The organism is Streptomyces sp. NPDC007896 (assembly GCF_042959425.1).
Lineage (GTDB): Bacteria > Actinomycetota > Actinomycetes > Streptomycetales > Streptomycetaceae > Streptomyces.
This window is the reverse complement of the sequence record NZ_JBIBKX010000001.1, coordinates 281,459-295,803: the sequence shown is the minus strand read 5'-3', so window position 1 is coordinate 295,803 and position 14,345 is coordinate 281,459. Positions and strand designations below refer to the sequence as shown.

Sequence of the window (14,345 nt, the reverse complement as noted above, 5' to 3'; positions counted from 1 at the left end):
CTCTAGGCATCCGCAACTCTCAGGGAGGGACGCCGAGATGCGTCGCAAGGCCAGCCTGATCCTGCTCGCCTTCGCCGTGTTCTTCGCGGCGCTGTCCCCACTGCTGCGCTGGTACGCCTTCCCGCGGCTGGCGAAGATCCCCGCCAACCAGTACCAGGACATGGTCCTGGAGGCGAAGGACGCGACCCTGCTCGACTACGGCACCATGCAGGCCAAGAAGGTCCCCAAGGTCACCATCGTGCAGACCCTGAAGGGCAACGTCGAGGCCTCCGACCGCATCGAGAAGACGGCGGGCCGCGACGTCGTCGTCTGGGACAGCCTCTCCTATGTGCAGGGCCCCGACGGGAAAATGGTCTCCAAGCTCCCCGAGCGCTACATCTTCGACGCGCACAGCCAGGACCCCGTCCACGCCACCGGGGAGTCCGTCGACGGAGACCCCGTCACACGCGAGGGCATCGAGTTCAAGTGGCCCTTCCACACGGAGAAACGGGACTACGAGTACTTCGACGCGCAGACCCGCACCTCGGCCCCCATTCACTACAAGGGCACCCAGAGCTTCCGCGGGGTCAAGGTCTACTACTTCGAGCAGACCATTCCCTGGACGAAGGTCAAGTTCCCCAAGGTCATGCCGGTCCAGGGCATCACTGCGGAGTCGGTCGCCAAGACGGGCACGACACGCTGGTACACGACCGTCCGCAGGTTCTGGGTGGAACCGGTCACCGGGGCGCCGGTCTACGGCGAGGAGATCCACAAGGAGGAGCTGCGGGGCGGAACCCTCCTCGGGGACCGCGACAAGGTGACCGCCTTCGCCGGACACGTGAAGATGCGCGAGGACTACATCAAGCACACCGTCGCCCTGGTCAAGTCCAACCGCACCCTGATCCTGCTGCTGACGTCGTACCTGCCGTGGGGCTTCCTGGTCCTGGGCGCGGCGCTGCTGTCCCTCTCCCTCTACCTGGAGGCGCGCAGCCGCCGCCCGGGCGACCCGGCCCCCACGCAGGCGGCGGAACCGGAGCCGGTCAACGCCTGAGCCGCGCGTTCGTGTGCCGGGTCGGCTCGGCGGTGGCCGGGTCCTCGGGCCACGGATGCTTGGGGTAGCGGCCCCGCAGCTCCGCCCGCACCGCCTTGTACCCGTCCTTCCAGAACGAGGCGAGGTCGGCGGTGACGGCGGCGGGGCGCCCGGCGGGCGAGAGCAGATGGACGACCACGGGCACCCCGGCGACGGCCGGTGACTCGTGCAGCCCGAACATCTCCTGCAGCTTGACGGCGAGCACCGGCTGCTCGGGGTCGGCGTAGTCGATCCGGATCCTGGACCCACTGGGCACCTCGATCCGTTCGGGCGCGAGCTCGTCCAGCCGGGCCGCGTCTCCCGTGGCCCAGGGCAGCAGCCGGTTCAGCGCCTGCCCGGCGTCGATCCGCGCCAGATCGGCCCGCCGCCGGGCACGGCCGAGCTCCGGCTCCAGCCACTCGTCCACGCGCGCGTGGAGCGCGTCGTCGGACACGTCGGGCCAGGGGTCGCCCAGGTGCTGCCGCAGAAACCCGAGCCGCCGCCGCAGCCCCTCGGCATCCGGGGACCACCGCAACAACCCGAACCCGTCCTCCCGCAGCCCTTCGAGCAACGCCTCCCGTACGAGCCCGGGGTCGGCGTTCTTCAGCGGACGCACCGCCAGCTCCACGGCCCCGAGCCGTTCGACCCGCCGCGCGACGACGTCGCCGTCGGCCCAGTGGACCTCGTCCCCCTCGCTGAGCAGGGGCGCCGCGGCCCGCCGTGCCGTCTCCTCGTCGACCACCGCGGCAAGCCGCACACGCGCGTGTCCGGCCCCGACCGGCCGATCGGCCACGGCGACCGCCAGCCAGGGCGAGCCGCGCAGGGCCGAGCCGTCACCGATGTCGGCACGGGTGCCGTTCAGCATGAGGTACGAGCCGCCCTGGGCCTGCGCGAGCCGCTCGGGGAACGCCAGGGCAGCCACCAGCCCGACGAGACGATCGTCGCCGCCACCGGCCGGCCACGGACCGCCTTCAAGCGCTCCACCGCGGGCGCTGTCCCGGGCGGGTGGGTGGGAAAGGCCCGTCGACGCGGAGCGCAGGCGTCGGGATTCGGTGCGCCAGCGGGACGCGTAGGGGTCGCCGCCCCGTCGGGCCAGCCGCCAGGCCCCGGCCAGGTCGTCGCCGTACTCGCGGGGCGGTTCCTCGCTCAGGAGGGCGACCACTTCGGCGGCGCGGTCGGCGCCCACCACGGGGGCCGCGTCCAGCAGCGCGCGGGCGAGCCGGGGGTGCAGGCCCAGCCGGGACATGCGCACACCCCGTTCCGTGGCCCGACCGGACGCGTCCACCGCACCCACCGCCGACAGGACGGACCGCGCCGCCGCCATCGCCCCGCCCGGCGGCGGGTCCAGGAGCGCCAGCCCCGTCGCCCCAGGGTCGCCCCAGCAGGCCGCCTGCAGGGCGAACGCCGTCAGGTCGGCCACCTTGATCTCAGGGGCGGGAAAACGCGGCAGACGGGCATCCTCGGCCTCCGTCCAGCACCGGTACACCCGCCCCGGCGCCTCACGCCCGGCCCGCCCCGCCCGCTGCCGCCCGGCCGCCTGCGAGGCCCGTACCGTCGTCAGCGCGCTCAGCCCGCGCGCGTGGTCCACCCGCGGCTCCCGCGCCAGCCCGGAGTCGACGACCACCCGTACCCCCGGAACCGTCAGCGACGACTCCGCCACGGAGGTCGCCAGGACCACCCGGCGCCGGTCCCCGCTCCCCGGTGACAGCACCGCGTCCTGCACGGCGGCGGGCGCCCGCCCGTGCACCTGGAGCAGGTCGACCCGGCCGCCCAGATCCTTCAGCCCGCCCGCCACCCGCGCGATCTCCCCGACCCCGGGGAGGAAGCAGAGGACGTCCCCCTCGCACTCCGCCAGTGCCCGCCGCACCACCGACGCGACATGTGTCAGCAGTGCCGGGTCGACACGCATGCCGTGCGGCGGCCGTACCGGACGTACCGGAGGCGCCCACTCCACGTCCACCGGATACGAGACGCCCTCCGCCGCGACGACGGGGGCGTCGCCGAGCAGCCGCGCCCACCCCGCCGCGTCCGTGGTCGCCGACGCGGCCACGAGCCGCAGCTCGGGACGGAGCGCGGCCCTTACGTCCAGGAGGAACGCGGCGACCGTGTCGGCGTCCAGATGACGTTCGTGGCACTCGTCGAGCACCACCACGTCGACGCCCGCGAGCTCCTGGTCCCGTTGGAGCCGTTGGAGGAGTACACCCGTCGTGACGACCTCCACACGCGCGCGTGGCCCCACGACCCGCTCCCCGCGCACGGTGAACCCGACGCTTTCGCCGACCTTCTCGCCGAGCAGCCACGCCATCCGCCGTGCGGCGGCCCGGGCGGCGATCCGCCGCGGCTCGGCGACCACGACCCGGCGCGCCGGCCGCCCGTCACCCGGGTGGCCCAGGAGTCCGGCGAGCGCCAGCGGCACAAGGGTCGTCTTGCCGGTCCCGGGCGGTGCCACGAGCACGGCGCTGCCGCCACCCTCCAGGGCGTCGTCCAGGGCGGGCAGGGCGCCGCGTACGGGCAGCGCGTCCAGGGCGTCGTAACGGATCACCCGTTCAGTCTCGTACGCACACGAAGATCGCCGTACCGGGGATCAGGTTCCCGCGCAGCGGGGACCAGCCGCCCCACTCCTGGGTGTTCCAGGCGGGCCACTGCGGCTCGACCAGGTCGATCAGCCGGAAGCCCCCGGCCACCACGTCCCGCACCCGGTCGCCGACCGTCCTGTGGTGCTCGACGTACACCGCGCGGCCCTCCTCGTCCTGCTCTACGTAGGGAGTGCGGTCGAAGTAGGAGGACGAGACGGACAGACCCTCGGGACCGGGCTCGTCCGGGAAGGCCCAGCGGATCGGGTGTGTCACGGAGAAGACGAAGCGGCCGCCGGGGCGCAGCACCCGGTGGACCTCCTTCAGGACACGCACCGGGTCGGCGACGAACGGCAACGCGCCGTACGCCGAGCACGCGAGGTCGAAGGAGCCGTCCGCGAAGGGCAGCGCGCCCGCGTCGGCCTCCACGAGGGGCACCCGGCCGCCTATGCGCAGCGCGTGCTGAAGCTGGCGGTGGGAGAGGTCCAGGGCGACCGGACGGGCCCCCTGGGCGGCCAGCCAGCGCGAGCACTGGGCCGCGCCGGCGCCGATCTCCAGGATGTCCTTGCCCTTGAGGTCCTCCGGCGGGCCGAGCAGCTCGGCCTCCACCTCGTCGAGGCCCTCGGGGCCCCATACGAAACGGTCGTCCCCGAGGAACGTGCCGTGTTCTGTCTGGTAGTCGTCCGCGTTCCGGTCCCACCAGCCGCGATTGGCGCGGGAGCTCTCCGTGACGCCCGCGTCGCGCCGGGTCGCCTCCGGCTCGGCGGGTTCGGGCTCCCGGACCTCGGAGTGTTCCGGTTCTTGGATGTGGGGCTCTTGGATGATCGGCTCCCTCGTATTAGTCTGCGGGCTCGTCCAACCGGTCTCGGGCGTGTCACGGCAGGGGCTGTCCACGGCCTGCGTGGCCTCGTGAGACGGGTTTTGTGCCGGGTATGCGGCGATCCGCCCCGGGTGTGCGCCTTCGCGCATTGACCCTGCCCGGCTGCCCCCGTATGCTACAAGTTGCGCTGCGGGCCTGCGCTCCTCAGACGTAGCAGGCTGCGCTCGCATCTGTATGTATGTCCCCTCGGTTTTCGAGGCGCCACCGGGCAACCGGTTTGGCGCTTCCTTGGCTGTCCGGCTTCTACAGGGCGAAACGGGCTCCCGGCGTAAGCAGTACCTACGACTCACTGTCCGTACCGGAGCCCTTTCCCACATGACGAGCAGCACCGAGACCACCGCCACCACTCCGCAGGTTGCGGTCAACGACATCGGTAACGAGGAAGCCTTCCTCGCCGCGATCGACGAGACGATCAAGTACTTCAACGACGGCGACATCGTCGACGGCGTCATCGTGAAGGTCGACCGGGACGAGGTCCTGCTCGACATCGGTTACAAGACCGAAGGTGTCATCCCGAGCCGCGAGCTCTCGATCAAGCACGACGTCGACCCGAACGAGGTCGTCGCCGTCGGTGACGAGATCGAAGCCCTTGTTCTCCAGAAGGAGGACAAGGAAGGCCGCCTGATCCTCTCGAAGAAGCGCGCCCAGTACGAGCGCGCCTGGGGCACCATCGAGAAGATCAAGGAAGAGGACGGCATCGTCACCGGTACCGTCATCGAGGTCGTCAAGGGTGGTCTCATCCTCGACATCGGCCTCCGTGGCTTCCTGCCGGCTTCTCTCGTCGAGATGCGCCGTGTCCGCGACCTCCAGCCCTACGTGGGCAAGGAGCTCGAGGCCAAGATCATCGAGCTGGACAAGAACCGCAACAACGTGGTCCTGTCCCGCCGTGCCTGGCTGGAGCAGACCCAGTCCGAGGTTCGCCAGACGTTCCTCACCACCCTGCAGAAGGGTCAGGTCCGCTCCGGCGTCGTCTCCTCGATCGTCAACTTCGGTGCCTTCGTGGACCTGGGTGGCGTCGACGGTCTCGTGCACGTCTCCGAGCTCTCCTGGAAGCACATCGACCACCCCTCCGAGGTTGTCGAGGTCGGTCAGGAAGTCACCGTCGAGGTCCTCGACGTCGACATGGACCGCGAGCGCGTCTCCCTGTCGCTCAAGGCGACGCAGGAAGACCCGTGGCAGCAGTTCGCCCGTACGCACCAGATCGGTCAGGTCGTCCCGGGTAAGGTCACGAAGCTCGTTCCGTTCGGTGCGTTCGTCCGCGTGGACGAGGGCATCGAGGGTCTGGTCCACATCTCCGAGCTGGCCGAGCGCCACGTGGAGATCCCGGAGCAGGTCGTCCAGGTCAACGACGAGATCTTCGTCAAGGTCATCGACATCGACCTCGAGCGCCGCCGCATCAGCCTCTCGCTGAAGCAGGCCAACGAGTCCTTCGGTGCCGACCCGGCCTCGGTCGAGTTCGACCCGACCCTGTACGGCATGGCCGCGTCCTACGACGACCAGGGCAACTACATCTACCCCGAGGGCTTCGACCCCGAGACCAACGACTGGCTCGAGGGCTACGAGACCCAGCGCGAGGCGTGGGAGCACCAGTACGCCGAGGCGCAGTCGCGCTTCGAGCAGCACCAGGCTCAGGTCATCAAGTCCCGCGAGGCCGACGCTCAGGCCGAGGCCGAGGGTGCCACCTCCACGAGTGCGGCTCCGGCCGCCTCCGGTGGCGGTTCGTACTCCTCGGAGTCGGACGACACCTCCGGCGCCCTGGCGTCGGACGAGGCCCTGGCTGCCCTCCGCGAGAAGCTCGCCGGCGGCCAGAGCTGAAAGCTCACCGCTAGCAAGTAGCACGTGACTGCGGGCCCGCACCCTTCGGGGTGTGGGCCCGCAGTGCGTTTGCTCCCCACTCGTCCCCCGGCCGTCCAGCGGGCCGCACGTGTGCGGTTACAGAAACGTGCGGGATACACGAGTAACTGACGGGCCGTAACTCTTCGTTGGGAGGCTTCCCCGGTCGTTCAAGATCGAAAGGGGAGCCCCCGTCATGGCACAACCTCAGAGCGGTCCTGGCACGAGCCGGCGTTCCTTCCTGCGCAACGTGGGTCTCACGGGTGGCGCGGGCACCATGCTCGCCACCATGGGTGCCCTCGGCCTCGCGCCCACGGCCGAAGCCGCCCAGCGCGAACAGCCCTTCCGCGCCCCGCAGCCGGGCGACTTCACCCTCACCGGCCGCGGCGCCGCCAAGGTGGTCGTCGTCGGCGGCGGCATCGCCGGCCTGGCCTCCGCGTACGAACTCGGCAAAGCGGGCTACGACTGTACGGTCCTGGAGGCCAGGGGCCGCACCGGCGGCCGCAACTTCACGGTCCGCGGCGGCGACACCACCACCGACCTCCTCGGCCACACGCAGACGGCCCGCTTCAGCGACGGCCAGTACATGAACTGCGGCCCCGCCCGCATCCCCCAGTGGATGGTCACCCTCGACTACTGCCGCGAACTCGGTGTCCCCATCGAAGTGTTCACCAACGTCAACGCGGACGCGTACCTCTTCAACGAGTCCACCGGGATGAAGAAGCCCGTGCGGTACCGCACCGCGAAGGCCGATGTGTACGGCTATGTCTCCGAGTTGCTCGCCAAGGCCACCGACAAGGGGGCCCTGGACAAGGAGATGACCTCCACCGACCAGGAGAAGCTCGTCGAGTTCCTCAAGGACTGGGGGGAGCTGGGTGACAAGCTGACGTACGAGGGCGGCGAGCGCCGCGGATACACGACCGTCCCGGCCGCAGCGGGCACCCCCGGAGCGCTCCTCGGCGACGTTCCGTCTGCCTCCGACGTCCTCGCGTCCGGTGTCGGCCGCTACTTCTCCTTCGAGTTCGGCTTCGACCAGGCGATGCTGATGTTCCAGCCGGTGGGCGGCATGGACCAGATACCGCGCGCGCTCACCAAGGCGATAGGCGCCCACCGCATCCGCACAGGGGCCGTCGTCTCCAAAATCACCGACAAGGGGAACGGCGTTTCGGTCACCTACACCCAGTCAGGCCGTACCAAGGTGATCGAAGCCGACTACTGCGTCGGCGCCCTCCCGCCCAACATCCTCGCCAAGATCCCGCACAACCTCGGCTCCGGAGTGCAGAGCGCCCTGGAGGCGATCACTCCCTCGTCGGCGGCCAAGATCGGTCTCGAATACCGTTCCCGCTGGTGGGAGCTCGATCACCACATCTACGGCGGTATCACCGAGACCGACCAGGACGTCACGCACATCTGGCACCCCTCGTACGGCTTCCACGGCGCGCGCGGCGTGATGATCGGCTACTACAACTACGGCGGCGACGCCGACTCGTACGCCGCACTCACCCCCAAGGAGCGCGAGAAGCGCGCCGTGGCGGCCGGGGTGAAGATCTACGGCGAGAAGTACCGCACCGAACTCGCGTCCTCCTTCTCGCACCACTGGCGCCAGACACCGCATCTGGAGGCCGCCTGGCACAACACCCCCGGCGGCCCCGACGACGTCCGCTACAAACCGCTGAACGAGCCCACGGGGCGCGTCTACTTCGCGGGCGACTGGCTCAGCTACACGGACGCCTGGCAGCACGGCGCGTTCACCTCCGCCCGCAAGGCGGTCACCGCGCTGCACACACGCGTGCTGTCGGCGTAGGTATTTGGGGCGACGAACCCGGTGAGTGAGCCGAAGGGGCGCGCTTGTGCGCCCCGGAGGCGAACCGAGTCCTGAAAAGAGCGGTCCGGGGAATGCTCGCGATCCTCACCACGTTGTGAAGTACGAACACGAGGAGGAGCGGTCACAGTGCTTGATCCGCAGGGTTTGTACGCATGGGAGCCGAAGGGCCTGGCCGTGGTGGACATGGCACTCGCCCAGGAGTCGGCCGGTCTGGTCATGCTCTACCACTTCGACGGATACATCGACGCGGGCGAAACGGGCGACCAGATCGTCGACCGTGTCCTCGACTCACTGCCCCACCAGGTCGTGGCCCGTTTCGACCACGACCGGCTCGTGGACTACCGGGCGCGCCGCCCGCTGCTGACGTTCAAGCGCGACCGCTGGACCGACTACGAGGAGCCCACGCTCGAGGTGCGGCTCGTCCAGGACGCCACGGGCGCGCCCTTCCTGCTGCTGTCGGGGCCCGAGCCGGACGTCGAGTGGGAGCGCTTCGCCGCCGCCGTCCAGCAGATCGTGGAGCGGCTCGGCGTCCGGCTGTCCGTGAACTTCCACGGCATCCCCATGGGCGTCCCGCACACCCGCCCCGTGGGCCTCACCCCGCACGGCAACCGCACCGACCTGGTGCCGGGCCACCGCAGCCCCTTCGACGAGGCGCAGGTCCCCGGCAGCGCCGAGTCCCTCGTCGAGTACCGCCTCATGGAGGCCGGACACGACGTCCTGGGCGTCGCCGCGCACGTCCCGCACTACATCGCCCGCTCCCCGTACCCGGACGCGGCGCTGACCGTCCTGGAGGGCATCACGGGCGCCACGGGCCTGGTGCTCCCCGCCATCGCGCACTCCCTGCGCACCGAGGCGCACCGCACCCAGACGGAGATCGACCGGCAGATCCAGGAGGGCGACGAGGAGCTCGTGGCCCTGGTCCAGGGTCTCGAGCACCAGTACGACGCCGCCGCGGGCGCCGAGACGCGGGGCAACATGCTCGCGGAGCCCGTGGACATCCCGTCGGCGGACGAGATCGGCTTGGAGTTCGAGCGCTTCCTGGCGGAGCGCGAGGGTGACGCGTAGGGGCGGGGGCGACGCGTAGGGCGGGGGCCGACGCGTAGGTCGTAGGTCGGGGGCGTGCGTAGGCCTCTTCGCGCTTGCGCACAGGCCCTTTTGGGGGTCGCGGGGGGCCTGTCACTGGCAGGCCCTAAGCTCTCGGTCATGCTGAAGGTTGGCCTGACCGGCGGTATCGGCGCCGGCAAGAGCGAGGTGTCGAGACTGCTCGTGCGGCTCGGCGCGGTGCTGATCGACGCGGACCTGATCGCGCGGGAGGTCGTCGCGCCCGGAACTCCCGGGCTCGCGGCCGTCGTCGACGCGTTCGGGCCGGACGTGCTCGCACCCGACGGCGGTCTGGACCGCCCCAAGCTGGGCTCGATCGTCTTCTCCGACCCCGAGAAACTCGCCGTCCTGAACTCGATCGTGCACCCCCTGGTGGGCGCCCGCTCCCGCGAGCTGGAGAGCGCCGCGGCCGAGGACGCCGTCGTGATCCACGACGTCCCGCTGCTCGCCGAGAACGCCCTCGGACCGCTGTACGACCTCGTGGTCGTCGTCGACGCCAGCCCCGAGACGCAGCTCGACCGTCTCGTGCGGCTGCGCGGCATGGCCGAGGAGGACGCCCGCGCCCGCATGGCGGCCCAGGCCACCCGTGAGAAGCGGCTGGGGATCGCGGACGTCGTCATCGACAACGACGTCCCCCTGGAAGAGCTAGAGGGGCGCGTACGGGAGGTTTGGGCCGATCTCGTCCGCCGGGCATACGCCCGCAAGGAATAGCCGCCCTCGGCGGGGGCGTTGAACCCGTTCAGCGAGGGAAGGACTCTGCCGTGCCCGAGACCAGCGGATCGACCGGACGTACTCCGGAGACGCATGTCATCGACTTCCGTGCCGCCGAGCAACTGCTCGCCGCGCGGGACCCGCGGGGCGCGGTGAAGCTGCTCGACCCAGTGATCGCCGCGCACCCGGAGAACACCGCCGCCCGACTTCTGCGCGCGCGTGCCTTCTTCGCCGCCGCGCAACTGCGGCCCGCCGAGTTGGAATTCACGATCGTCCTGGAGCGCGAGCCGGACAACGCGTTCGCGCATTTCGCGCTCGCCCGCACCTATGAGCGCCAGCTCCGCCCCGACCAGGCGAAGCGGCACTTCCGGCTGGCGGCGGCGCTCGACCCGAAGCCCCAGTACCTGGAAGCGGCGCGCTTCGACTCGTAAGTCGTGAGTCGTGAGTCGTGAGTCGCGAGTCGTGACTCGTCGTGGCCGTCGCCGATCCGCTACGGGTGACGGTGTTCCGGAGGCCGGTACGGCGGGATGTCGCGGCCCGGCTGGTAGTGCGGCCCCTGATGGATGTGGCGCAGGATCACGGTCATGTCGACGGTGACGATCAGCCACAGCACCCCGCACGCGGCCGCCCAGCCGGGGCGTCCGACCAGCGCGAACGCGACCGTACCGAAGATCGCCCAGACCAGTCCCCAGACACTCAGCCACAAGCGCATGCGCAGGGCGCTGCGCGCCGTCGTCGGTTCACTGCCTGTACGCATACGGATCACTACTCCGTGACGCTGATCCGTGACCATCGCTCCTACTGGAAACGTACTCTTCGTCGTGCACGTTGACCAAGGGGCCGCCGAGAGCGGGCGGCGGCCGGACCGACGGGAGGCGCGGGTGCTGCTGGAGGCGCTGCGGGCGGACGCGAGGCTCGCCGAGTGGCTGAGGGACCTGGAGAGCGAGGGCGCTCCCCGGCTGGAGGCGGTGCTCCCGGACGCGGACGAGCTGCCGGACCTCCTGCTCGACCTGACCGTGGCCCACGAGCACATCAACGAACTCGTCGCGCTGCGCGGCCGGCTGGTGGCCGACCCGGAGGCGATGACGCTCCTCGCCCGGTGCGTCGGCCGCTTCGTCCGGGACATGGGGGAGATCGGCAAGGGGTGGGAGCCGCCCGCGTTCCCCGAGTCGGCGGGGCCGCTGGGGCGCTGCTTCCACCTGTACGTCTTCGTCGCGGCGCTCCCGTACGTCCGGGCCTACCACCGCGAGCGCGGCATCCCCGACGACGTGTCCCGGCGCACCCTGGCCGACCTCGGCCGGCATGTGTCCGTGCACCACAGACGGCTCGGGACGCCGGGGCTGCTGTTCCCCTGGTGGATCGCCCTGCACTTCCACGGTGAGCTGTTCCAGCTGGGCCGGCTGCAGTTCCAGCGGTCGCGGCTCGGCCGGCGCACGGGGCGGGCCGTCGCGGCGGCGGGCCTCGACGCCGGCCCCGGCGACGCGTGTCTGAGTCTGCACATACCCGACTTCCACGGTCCGCTGTCCCCCGCCGCCTGCGAGCGGTCGCTCGCGCTGGCACGGGAGTTCTTCGCCCGGCACTATCCCGACGAGCGCCTCGAAGTCGCCGTGTGCCACTCCTGGCTGCTCGATCCACAGCTCGGGCGATATCTCCCGGCGGACTCGAACATCATCCGCTTCCAGGAACGCTTCCGGATCGCGTACCAGGAGACGACCCCGGACGACGGGGTGCCGGTCGGCTTCGTCTTCGGCGATCCGGAGCTGCCCACGCGCGCGCTGCCCCGCCGGAGCACGGTGGAGCGCGCGGTGGGGGACCATCTGCGCGGGGGCGGACACTGGTACGTCGGGCACGGCTGGTTCGCGCTGTAGCCCGTTGTCCGGTCCACGGCGATGAGTTCCGCAGGCGCCCCCGGTCTACCCCTGCGACAGCAACGCGTACCGCTTCGCACAGGAGACCCTCATGTCCGAGACCACCGTCCCCGTCACCACGCTCGCCCCCACCTCCACCACCAGCTCCTCTTCGCTGAAGACCCGCCGCGGTGCCCGGATCTCCCTGGGCGCGCTGCAGATCGTGCTCGGTCTCTTCTACGCGCTCGCGAGCGCGCTGCCCAAGCTGATCGCGCACCCGTCGGTCGCCGAGGCGTTCGACAAGCTCGGCTGGGGCAGCACGGGGATGTACCTCATCGGCGCGCTCGAACTCGCCGGAGGTCTCGCCCTGCTGGTCCCGCCGCTGTCCTCGGTGGCGGCGGTGGCGCTCAGCGCGCTGATGGTGGGCGCCTTCGTCGTGAACGTCACCGTCATCCACGGGCCGTACGTGGCGACCCCGCTCATCCTGATCCTGCCGCTCGCGCTGATCGCGTGGGCCAGGAGGGGCCACACCACCGAGCTGGTCCGGTGGGTGCGGCGACGGGTGTGACCTGGTGACGGCGCACGACGGCCGTACGACGTCGGGGGCTCCCCCATGACCACGGGGAGCCCCCGACGTCGTACGGCGACACCTTCGGGTCAGGGCGAGTCGGGGCCGCCGAGGCCCCGGAGGCGCTCCATCTCGCGGCGGTCGCGCTTGGTCGGGCGGCCCGCTCCGCGGTCGCGGACACCGGCCGGGGCGACCGCCTCGCGCGGCGGGGGCGGCGGGCTGTTGTCGACGTAGCACTCGACGGCGACGGGCGCGCCGACCCGCTTGCGGATCACCCGCTTCACGACGACGACCCGTTCCCGGATCCCCTGCCGCAGGCGCACCTCGTCGCCGACCCGCAGGGCGTACGCGGGCTTGACGCGCTCCCCGTTCACCCGGACATGTCCGCCCCGGCACGCGGTCGCACCCGCCGAGCGGGTCTTGACCAGACGTACGGACCAGATCCAGCTGTCGACCCGCACGCTCTCGCCGCCCGCGGGACGGGCGGCCTCGGCGGCGGCCACCGCCTTCTCCTTGTCGACGTTCTCGTCGATCTTCTCGTCGTTCCGCTCGACGTCCGCACCCTCAGAAGCCATGCCTCGACTCTAGAAGAGTCCAGGCCCGGCATGTCCCGATGGCTTTACTGCGAGTTTGTTGCAGCTGCGACTGCTGTGCCAGAGAGTGGCTTCGGCGCTTGCGCCGACAGCGGGAAGCCCGCAGTAGGAAGCGCACCAGGAAGCGCAGCAGGAAGCGCACCAGGAAGCGCACCAGGCAGTAAGGACAGCACGTATGGCCACCGCCCCCGCCCCCGCTCCCGCCTCCCCGCAGCCCGCCGCCTCGGCGGGCTCGCGCCTGCAGCGGATCCGTACCTCGATGACCCGCAGGGAGTGGGCCCGGCTCGGCGGCATGGCGGCCTTCGTCCTCGCGCTGCACGTCATCGGCTGGTTCATCCTGGTGGTGATCGTGGCGCCGGAGCACTACAGCATCGGCACCAAGAGCTTCGGCATCGGGATCGGCGTCACCGCCTACACCCTCGGTATGCGGCACGCCTTCGACGCCGACCACATCGCCGCCATCGACAACACCACCCGCAAGCTGATGGGCGAGGGCAAGCGCCCGCTCTCCGTCGGCTTCTGGTTCTCGCTCGGGCACTCCAGCATCGTCTTCGCGCTGGCCCTCCTGCTGTCCCTGGGCGTCAAGGCGCTGGACGGACCCGTCCGGGACGACAACTCCCAGCTGCACAGCGTCACCGGCATGATCGGTACGACCGTCTCCGGTGTCTTCCTCTATCTCATCGCCGGGATCAACCTCCTCATCCTCGTCGGGATCTGGAAGGTGTTCCGCCAGATGCGCACCGGGCACTTCGACGAGGCGGCGCTGGAGGAGCAGCTCGACAACCGCGGGCTGATGAACCGCCTCCTGGGCCGGCTGATGAAGTCGATCAGCAAGCCGTGGCAGATGTACCCGCTCGGCATGCTCTTCGGCCTCGGTTTCGACACCGCCACGGAGATCGCCCTGCTGGTCCTCGCCGGTTCCGGCGCCGCCTCCGGCCTGCCCTGGTACGCGATCCTGTGCCTGCCGGTGCTGTTCGCCGCGGGTATGTCGCTGCTGGACACCATCGACGGGTCCTTCATGAACTTCGCCTACGGCTGGGCGTTCTCCAAGCCGGTCCGCAAGGTCTTCTACAACCTCACCATCACGGGTCTGTCCGTCGCCGTCGCCCTGATCATCGGCACCGTGGAGCTGCTGGGGCTGCTCGCGGAGAAGCTCGCTCTGCACGGAGTGTTCTGGGACTGGGTCGCGGGTCTGGACCTGAACGTCCTCGGCTTCGTCATCGTCGGACTGTTCTTCGTGACCTGGATCGTCGCCATGGCGGTGTGGAAGTTCGGCCGGATCGAGGAGAAGTGGACCGCCGGGCTGCGCCCCGCCGAACAGCCCACCGACTGACCCACCGGGGGCAGGGCGGGGGAGGGCCGGGCG

The 14,345-nt window shown here is 70.6% G+C and carries 13 protein-coding genes; 9 read left to right on the top strand and 4 right to left on the bottom strand.

The window, feature by feature from the left end:
* Positions 1-37 precede the first annotated feature (37 nt).
* Positions 38-1,030 (top strand): porin PorA family protein, encoded by a 993-nt coding sequence (locus ACFZDJ_RS01345; protein ID WP_390928263.1) that lies wholly within the window; start codon positions 38-40, stop codon positions 1,028-1,030.
* On the opposite strand, the gene hrpB is transcribed toward ACFZDJ_RS01345, so the two are convergent.
* Positions 1,020-3,590 carry an ATP-dependent helicase HrpB gene (hrpB, locus tag ACFZDJ_RS01340; protein WP_391055275.1) on the bottom strand — a complete coding sequence of 857 codons (2,571 nt, stop codon included), beginning with the start codon at positions 3,588-3,590 and terminating at the stop codon, positions 1,020-1,022. The genes ACFZDJ_RS01345 and hrpB overlap by 11 nt on opposite strands.
* A 4-nt stretch (positions 3,591-3,594) precedes the next feature.
* The gene (locus ACFZDJ_RS01335; RefSeq protein WP_390928267.1) at positions 3,595-4,590 is read right to left on the bottom strand and encodes a methyltransferase domain-containing protein; all 996 of its coding nucleotides are present in this window, start codon (positions 4,588-4,590) and stop codon (positions 3,595-3,597) included.
* Between the two features lie 226 nt (positions 4,591-4,816).
* Here ACFZDJ_RS01335 and rpsA point away from each other — a divergent pair, with 226 nt between their 5' ends.
* The 5 genes from rpsA (at position 4,817) to ACFZDJ_RS01310 (ending at position 10,402) form a co-directional block, all read left to right on the top strand.
* The gene (rpsA, locus tag ACFZDJ_RS01330) at positions 4,817-6,316 is read left to right on the top strand and encodes a 30S ribosomal protein S1 (protein ID WP_067364006.1); all 1,500 of its coding nucleotides are present in this window, start codon (positions 4,817-4,819) and stop codon (positions 6,314-6,316) included.
* A 295-nt stretch (positions 6,317-6,611) separates the two neighbouring features.
* Positions 6,612-8,138: an FAD-dependent oxidoreductase gene (locus tag ACFZDJ_RS01325; protein ID WP_391056789.1), complete on the top strand. Its 1,527-nt coding sequence runs from the start codon at positions 6,612-6,614 to the stop codon at positions 8,136-8,138.
* Positions 8,139-8,285: 147 nt separating this feature from the next.
* Positions 8,286-9,224, top strand: a complete 939-nt coding sequence (locus ACFZDJ_RS01320) for a PAC2 family protein (RefSeq protein WP_168490517.1) — start codon at positions 8,286-8,288, stop codon at positions 9,222-9,224.
* Between the two features lie 138 nt (positions 9,225-9,362).
* Positions 9,363-9,971 carry a dephospho-CoA kinase gene (coaE, locus tag ACFZDJ_RS01315; protein ID WP_390928270.1) on the top strand — a complete coding sequence of 203 codons (609 nt, stop codon included), beginning with the start codon at positions 9,363-9,365 and terminating at the stop codon, positions 9,969-9,971.
* A 50-nt stretch (positions 9,972-10,021) separates the two neighbouring features.
* On the top strand, positions 10,022-10,402 hold the full coding sequence (locus ACFZDJ_RS01310) for a tetratricopeptide repeat protein (RefSeq protein WP_054235974.1): 381 nt from the start codon (positions 10,022-10,024) through the stop codon (positions 10,400-10,402).
* Between the two features lie 59 nt (positions 10,403-10,461).
* Here ACFZDJ_RS01310 and ACFZDJ_RS01305 read toward each other — a convergent pair whose 3' ends face one another.
* The gene (locus ACFZDJ_RS01305; protein ID WP_391055272.1) at positions 10,462-10,728 is read right to left on the bottom strand and encodes a DUF6343 family protein; all 267 of its coding nucleotides are present in this window, start codon (positions 10,726-10,728) and stop codon (positions 10,462-10,464) included.
* 124 nt (positions 10,729-10,852) lie between these two features.
* On the opposite strand from ACFZDJ_RS01305, the gene ACFZDJ_RS01300 reads away from it, so the two are divergent.
* Both ACFZDJ_RS01300 and ACFZDJ_RS01295 read left to right on the top strand, forming a co-directional pair.
* Complete coding sequence (locus tag ACFZDJ_RS01300) at positions 10,853-11,839, top strand: acyltransferase domain-containing protein (RefSeq protein ID WP_391056787.1); 987 nt, start codon at positions 10,853-10,855, stop codon at positions 11,837-11,839.
* 91 nt (positions 11,840-11,930) lie between these two features.
* A complete protein-coding gene (locus tag ACFZDJ_RS01295; RefSeq protein ID WP_391055269.1) occupies positions 11,931-12,386 on the top strand; it encodes a DoxX family protein in 456 nt (151 codons plus the stop codon).
* Positions 12,387-12,475: 89 nt separating this feature from the next.
* On the opposite strand, the gene ACFZDJ_RS01290 is transcribed toward ACFZDJ_RS01295, so the two are convergent.
* Positions 12,476-12,961 carry an RNA-binding S4 domain-containing protein gene (locus ACFZDJ_RS01290; protein ID WP_384905967.1) on the bottom strand — a complete coding sequence of 162 codons (486 nt, stop codon included), beginning with the start codon at positions 12,959-12,961 and terminating at the stop codon, positions 12,476-12,478.
* Positions 12,962-13,154: 193 nt separating this feature from the next.
* On the opposite strand from ACFZDJ_RS01290, the gene ACFZDJ_RS01285 reads away from it, so the two are divergent.
* Positions 13,155-14,312 (top strand): HoxN/HupN/NixA family nickel/cobalt transporter, encoded by a 1,158-nt coding sequence (locus ACFZDJ_RS01285; protein WP_391055266.1) that lies wholly within the window; start codon positions 13,155-13,157, stop codon positions 14,310-14,312.
* Positions 14,313-14,345: the final 33 nt, after the last annotated feature.